The sequence below is a fragment of the Arthrobacter sp. B055-34 genome (assembly GCF_059090425.1).
The window spans coordinates 84,347-91,493 of record NZ_JBNHFQ010000014.1 but is presented as its reverse complement, the minus strand read 5'-3'; the positions used below and the strand labels follow the sequence as shown (position 1 = coordinate 91,493).

Below are 7,147 nucleotides of genomic sequence, written 5' to 3'. Positions count from 1 at the left end.
GACCTGGGCGCGGACTCGCTGGTGATGGCCAAGTTCTGCGCCCGCGTGCGCAAGCAGCCGGACCTGCCGGCGGTCTCCATGAAGGACATCTACAGCAATCCGAACATCTCCGCCCTCGCCGCGGCCTTGCAACGCCCCCCGCAGCAAGACCAGCGGCAGGAGCCCTCCCCGGGTCTGGCATCCGTGCCGGCGACGCCGCGGCCCATGGACGCGCGCACCTGGGAGTACGTCACCTGCGGCGCCCTGCAGGTGCTCGTCTACGTCGGCTACTGCCTCCTCGCCGGCTGGCTCGCGGTCGTAGGGTACCAGTGGATCTTCCCGGAGGCGGGGCCGGGCAACCACAACTGGCTAGGCCACGGGATGAGCTTCGGGGAAATCTACCTGCGGTCGATCGCTTTCTCCGCGGTGACTTTCGTGCTGCTGTGCATCCTGCCGGTGGCCGCGAAGTGGATCATCATCGGGCGCTTCCGGCCTCGGGAGATCCGTATCTGGAGCCTCGCCTACTTTCGGTTTTGGCTGGTCAAGACCCTGATGCGAACCTCGCCACTATCACTGATGACCGGTTCCCCGCTGACGACCTTCTACCTGCGGGCCATGGGCGCGAAGGTGGGCCGCAACGTGATGATCCTGACCAATCGCCTGCCGGTCTGCACTGACCTGCTCACGATCGGGGAGGGGACGGTGGTCCGCAAGGATGCGGTCCTCAACGGGTACCGCGCCCATGGCGGCGTCATCCAGCTGGGTGCGCTGACGCTGGGCCGGGACGTGATCGTCGGCGAGGGGAGTGTCCTGGACATCGACACGGCGATGGGAGACGGCTCGCAGTTGGCCCACCGCTCCACTTTGTACACCGGCCAAGTCGTCCCCGAGGGCGAGCACTGGCACGGTTCGCCGGGCAGGCGCACCGTGGTGGACTACAGCGGGGTCGAGGCAACGCCCTATCGGCCGTGGCGGCGGGGATGGTTCGCCATATCCCAACTCGTTTCCACCCTTGGGGTGGGCCGCACCATGGTGGGACTGGTGATCGCCCTGGTCGTCCTGGCGCAGCCGCGCGTGGCGGCGCTTCTGGAGGTGCAGCCTTTCGCGTTCACTGACTGGACCTTCTACGCCGATGCCATTACATTCGCCGGTCTGGCCGTCTTCGGCGGAACGGTCATGGCATTGGTCGTAATAACGACCGTGCCGCGGGTGCTCCAACTCGCTGTGAAGCCCGACATGGTGTATCCGCTGTTCGGACTGCGGGACGCGGCGGCGCGGGCGGTGGCGAGGCTGACCAACAGTCCCTTGCTTGGAGGGTTGTTCGGCGACAGCTCGTACGTCGTGAACTACGTGCGGGCCATTGGGTACAAGCAGCCCCAGGTCCAGCAGACCGGCTCGAACCTGGGCACGGTATTCAAGCACGATAACCCGTTCCTTTCGACCATCGGCAGCGGGACGATGATTGCCGACGCGGTGTCTTTCATGAACACCGACTACTCGGCGACGTCGTTTAAGGTCAGTGAGGCGGCGATCGGAGCCCACAATTTCCTCGGCAACGCCGTTCTCTACCCGGCCGGGGCCAAGACCGGAGACAACTGCCTGCTCGCAACCAAGGTGATGGTGCCCATCGACGGACCGGTGCGCCATGACGTGGGCCTGCTCGGATCACCTGCGTTCGAGATTCCCCGCTCGGTCCTGCGGGATGCCCTTCCCGAGGAGCATGCCAGCCGGACCCACCTCCGCCAGGACCTCGCGGCCAAGAACAAGCACAACCGGCACACTATGGCCATCCTGATGCTTACGCGTTGGTTCAACATGTCGCTTGCAATGGCGATAATGTTCGCCGCCCTCGAACTGTCCGACATGTTTGGTTTCCTTGCCCTCAGCGGGTCGTTCGTCGTGATGCTCTTCGTCGGCTTGCTCGTCCCCATCGGCATCGAGCACCTCGTAACGGGGTTCCGGCGGCTTCAGCCCCAGCTCTGCTCCATCTACAACCCCTACTTCTGGTGGCACGAGCGGTATTGGAAGCTGATGACCCAGAGCCGGTACATGGCCATCCTCAACGGGACGCCGTTCAAGCCGCTGGCTTGGCGTCTGCTGGGGGTGCGGATTGGGGCCCGTGTCTTCGACGACGGCTGCGGAATTATCGAGCGGAGCCTGGTGACGATCGGCTCCCGCTGCACGCTGAACGCCGGCAGTACGGTTCAATCCCACTCCCAAGAGGACGGAATGTTCAAGTCCGACCACAACGTCATTGGTGACGACGTCACGCTTGGCGTCGGGGCCTTTGTCCACTACGGCGTGACCGTCGAAGACGGTGCCGTTGTCGCTGCCGACTCCTTCGTAATGAAGGGGACGACCCTCACCTCGGGATCCCTGTGGGGTGGCAACCCGGCCGAAGAGGCCCGAGCCGCCGCCACGTCCCCCGTCGCACTGGAAAGGCCCGTATCATGACCACAACCTCTGCGCTGACCTGCCGCACCGCCGCCAATCACTCGTCCGATCCGGCAACCAGCCGGCCTGCCCTTCCGGCCGTCGCCCCGACGGCGATTCCCAGGTGGACACTGGATCCCCAGTCCGGACAGGAGCAGGTCGAGGTGGCGGTTCCCGAGGAGCTACGCACCTCCCTGAAGTTGACGGCCCGTGCCTTGGACACTACGCCCGGCTCGCTCTGGTTGGCGGCCCACGCGCGGGTACTGCAGGCCTTGTCCGGCGAGACGGACATCGCCACCGGATGCGTGGACACAGCGGGGATCTGGCGGTGCAACCTCGATCTGGGCCACCCGTCCTGGCGGAGCCTGGTCGCCGAGGCACAGGACCGGCAGGTCCGGGCCGACACCGAGCAGGCCCGCCGCGGGGAAGCCCGCCACGAGGCCGCATCTCCCGGGTACGAGGTGGTGTTCGGAGCGCTTCACGGCGACGATGCAGAGCTGCCGGAGGGTATCGTCCTCGCAGTCACCCTCCGGACCGTGGCCGGGGGCGAGGTGCTCCGGCTGCGGTACCGGCGGGACGTCCTCGACGACGATGCCGCACTCAGGATCGCCGGCTACCACCTGGCCGCACTCCGCCACTTGGTCGCCGACCCCGAAGCCGAGCCCGCCGATGCCGACCTGGTCGATCCTGACGAGCGGCGTCTCCAGCTCGAGCATCTGGCCGGACCCGAGCGGCCCCGGCCCCAACGACGCTTCCACCAGCTGTTCGAAGAGCGCGTCCAGCTTCACCCCGAACGCATCGCCGCGGCCCAGGACACGCGGGAGTGGACGTACGCGGAATTGAACGCCCGCGCCAACAGGCTGGCCCGTGCCCTGCTGGCGCGTGGTCTACAGGCGGAGGACGTCGTGGCGGTCGTCGCCAAGCGGGACCTGGAATGGATGGCCGCGGTCATCGGCATCCTCAAGGCCGGCGGCGCATACCTACCGATCGAACCGCACTTCCCCGCCGATCGGGTCGCCAGAACGCTCACCCGAGCCGGGAGCCGGATGGCGCTGACCGAGGAAGGCAGCACCGCCTCGCTGGACGAAGCACTCGAGGGGATGCCCTCGGTCACAAGACTCCTCTTCGAGGACATCGAGTCTGAGGGGCACGCCGCCGACGATCTCGGCGTGGAGGTGCGTCCAGACCAACTCGCCTACGTCTACTTCACCTCGGGCTCCACGGGCGAGCCGAAAGGCGCGATGTGCGAGCACGACGGGATGGTGAACCACCTGTACGCCAAGATCGAGGACCTGGGGATCGGCCCCGGCGACGTCGTCGCCCAGAGCGCCCCCCAATGCTTCGACATCTCGCTGTGGCAACTCGTCTCGGCCCTGCTCGTCGGCGGCCGCACACTCATCGTCGGGCAGGACCGCATTCTCGACGTCGAGCGGTTCGTCGATACGGTGGAACGGGGCGCGGTGGCGGTCTTCCAGGTCGTGCCGTCGTATCTCGACGCGGTGGTCGCGTACTTGGCTGGCAAACCCCGTACCCTCCCGCACCTCCGCTGCGTCTCCGCGACCGGGGAGGCCCTGAAACGTGAACTGGTCCGCCGCTGGTTCGACGTAATGCCGAACGTCAAGCTGGTTAATGCCTACGGACTGACAGAGACCTCGGACGACACGAACCATGAGGTGATGAGCGCAGCGCCCACGGGCGGCTCCGTGCCACTGGGCCCGCCGATCCCGAACGTCCGGATCCACATCCTCGACGAGCGGCAGCGGCTCGTGCCGCTCGGAGCACCGGGCGAGATCGCCTTCTCCGGGGTGTGCGTGGGCCGCGGTTACATCAACGACCCGGAGCGCACCGCACAGGCCTACTCCATTGATCCGTATGTGGACGGGGCGCGGCTCTACCGGGCTGGCGACTATGGACGCTGGTCACCGGACGGCAAGCTGGAGTACCTTGGCCGGCGAGACAACCAGGTCAAAATCTCCGGATTCCGCATCGAGATCGGCGACATCGAGAATGCGCTGTTGCGGGTTCCCGGCGTCCGCGACGGCGCCGTCGTCGTTGGCGAGGGCGAGGGCGGCGGGCAGTCCAAGTTCCTGGTGGCGTTCTACTCTGGCGACCGGCCGCTCGAAGTCGACGAGATCCACAGCGAGGTGGCCTCGCGGGTTCCGGGCTATATGGTTCCGTCGGCGTACAGGTGGCAGGAGAGCCTGCCCCTGACCGGCAACGGGAAGATCGACCGGAAGGTCTTGACCCGCATGGCGCGGGAAGCCGTCCCCGAGACCGGCACCCCCACGGAGACGCTCACGGCCACCGAGGAGCGGCTTGCCGGGGCATGGGCGACCGTCCTCGGCATACCGGCGGGTCGGATCGGCGGGCAGGACTCGTTCTTTGCGCTGGGCGGCACTTCCCTGTCCGCGGTGAAGCTCGCCGTCCTGCTCAAGCGTGCTGTGTCCATCAAGGACATCATGCAGACGCCAGTCCTCGCGGACCTGGCGATCCTGCTAGAGGCTGCGTCCCTGGAGGACGCTGCCGAACCGCCCGCGCCCACGCCGGCGGGAACCGCCGCAGAGCCCGCTTCCATGCTCCGGACACCGGCAAGACACTCCAATCCGCTACCTGTGAAACGAAAGGACCTCTGATGTCGTCTCCTTCACCCAAGATCCAGTTCGACATGGAACGCCAAGCCGGTGGGGCACCGATGCTCGCCGTCGAGGACGGCCACGACCCTGTGCGGTGGGCCGATGAGAACCGTGAGGCGCTGCGCGCGGCGGTGGACGAGAGCGGCGCCATCCTGGTCCGCGGGCTGGGCCTCAGTGATCCAGCCCAGGTGGCCGAAGTTTACCAGCGGCTGATTCCGGGCGGCCTCATGCCGGACCGGGAGGCCTTCGCCACCAGGCAGCCCTATCTGGACGGCGTGTACTCGTCGCTCACGTGGCCCGCGAACCAGCCTATGTGCATGCACCACGAGCTCAGCTACGCGCTTGAGTTCCCCGGCCTGATGCTCTTCGCCTGCCTCCAGGCACCCACCGTCGGTGGCGTGACGGGCATCGCGGATGCCCGCTCGGTGCTCGACGCCATACCGGCGCATATCGTCCGTCGGTTCGAAAGCGAAGGGTGGCTGCTCGCCCGCAGCTACAACGAGGATATCGGAGCCACCTACGAGGAAGCGTTCGGGGTCTCCGACCGCGCTGCCGTCGAGAGCTACTGCCGGGCCCACGCGATCGAGTTCGAGTGGCAGCCCGACGGCGAGCTCCGCACCCGGCAACGGCGTCCTGCCGTTGTCCGGCACCCTGTGACCGGCGAGCGCTGCTGGTTCAACCAGGTCGCGTTCTTGAGCGAATGGACCATCGCGCCCGAGGTGAGGGAGTACCTGGTGGACGTCTACGGCTCCGACGGGCTGCCGTTCAACACCCGCTTCGGCAACGGCGAGCCGATCGGCGAGGACATCGTTGCCCTCTTGAACGAGGTCTACGAGGCCCACACCCTGCGAACGCCGTGGCAGACCGGGGACCTCATGCTCGTCGACAACGTGCGCATGGCACACAGCCGCGAGGCGTACGAGGGTCCACGGGAGATCCTCGTTGGCATGGCCGAGCCACGCAATGTATTCGATCTCGATACCCATACCCAGGACGGTGCACGATGACAGAATTCGCCATTTCCCCAGTGACAGCCGCCGTGGAGCCGAAAACGGTTCCCCCCTTCGCGGTCATCTCCGGAGCCCAGGTGCAACAGGTGCTCCAAGGTCGGGAGAAGCAGGTCGTCGAACTGGTCGAGCAGACCTACCGGGTGCACGCGGCCGGAGACTCAGTGAACCCTCCGTCCTACTTCCTGCGCTTCCCGGACCGGCCCACCTCGCGCATCATCGCCCTGCCCGCCTCTGTCGGCGGAGAGGTAGACGTTGACGGCATCAAGTGGGTCTCCAGCTTCCCGGACAACGTGGCGTCGGGGATACCGCGCGCCTCAGCAGTGTTGATCCTCAACGATCGGACGACGGGCTACCCCTTCGCGTGCATGGAGAGCTCGATTATCAGCGCGTCCAGGACGGCTGCTTCGGCCGCCGCCGCTGCAGACTGGCTCAGCCGAGGCCGTGGGCGCCCCAGACGCGTCGGGTTCTTCGGCGTGGGGCTCATCGCCCGCTACATCCACACCTTCCTGAACGCGACCGACTGGTCCTTCGACGAGATCGGGGTGTTCGACCTCTCGGGCGAGAGCGCGGAGGGTTTCAAGGGCTATCTCGAACGCAGCGGCACCCGAGCCCGGGTGACCGTGCACCATGGCCCCGAGGAGCTGATCCGGAGCAGCGATCTCGTCGTATTCGCCACGGTGGCGGGCCAACCGCACGTTCACGACACGACGTGGTTCGCGCACAACCCGCTGGTGCTGCACGTGTCCCTGCGCGACCTGGCCCCGGAGATCCTGTTGGCGTCGACCAACATTCTAGACGACGTCGACCACTGCTTGAAAGCCGGGACGTCTGCCCACCTTGTGGAGCAGATGGTCGGCCACCGGGACTTCGTGGACGGCACCTTGGCCGACGTGATGGAGGGCAGGGTCAAGCCGGCGGACAACCGCCCCGTGGTGTTCTCGCCGTTCGGCCTGGGCGTGCTCGACCTGGCGGTGGGCAAATACGTCTACGACGAACTGGCCAACAGTGGCCAGCTCCGGGTGGTCGAGGACTTCTTTTCCGAGCTACGTCGGTACGGCTGACCCGGCGGCCCAACCAATTCATCAATTCGCA

The 7,147-nt window shown here is 66.7% G+C and carries 4 protein-coding genes; all 4 read left to right on the top strand.

Annotation, left to right across the window (positions count from 1 at the left end; translation table 11 throughout):
• Positions 1–2,433, top strand: a 2,433-nt coding sequence (locus tag AC5RWO_RS20280; protein WP_498733571.1) for a Pls/PosA family non-ribosomal peptide synthetase, incomplete at its 5' end; no start/stop codon positions are given.
• A complete protein-coding gene (locus AC5RWO_RS20275) occupies positions 2,430–5,045 on the top strand; it encodes a non-ribosomal peptide synthetase (RefSeq protein WP_498733569.1) in 2,616 nt (871 codons plus the stop codon). The genes AC5RWO_RS20280 and AC5RWO_RS20275, both read left to right, overlap by 4 nt.
• Entirely contained in the window at positions 5,045–6,052 is a 1,008-nt protein-coding gene (locus AC5RWO_RS20270) for a TauD/TfdA family dioxygenase (protein ID WP_498733567.1), read from the top strand. The genes AC5RWO_RS20275 and AC5RWO_RS20270 overlap by 1 nt, the downstream gene beginning before the upstream one ends.
• Entirely contained in the window at positions 6,049–7,116 is a 1,068-nt protein-coding gene (gene sbnB, locus AC5RWO_RS20265; protein WP_498733565.1) for a 2,3-diaminopropionate biosynthesis protein SbnB, read from the top strand. The genes AC5RWO_RS20270 and sbnB overlap by 4 nt, the downstream gene beginning before the upstream one ends.
• The last annotated feature ends 31 nt before the right edge of the window (positions 7,117–7,147 follow it).

Excerpts from the sequence above, each read along its gene's own strand:
- AC5RWO_RS20275 (WP_498733569.1), top strand. The coding sequence starts at position 2,430 with ATGACCACAACCTCTGCGCTGACCTGCCGCACCGCCGCCAATCACTCG.
- AC5RWO_RS20270 (WP_498733567.1), top strand. The coding sequence starts at position 5,045 with ATGTCGTCTCCTTCACCCAAGATCCAGTTCGACATGGAACGCCAAGCC.
- sbnB (WP_498733565.1), top strand. The coding sequence starts at position 6,049 with ATGACAGAATTCGCCATTTCCCCAGTGACAGCCGCCGTGGAGCCGAAA.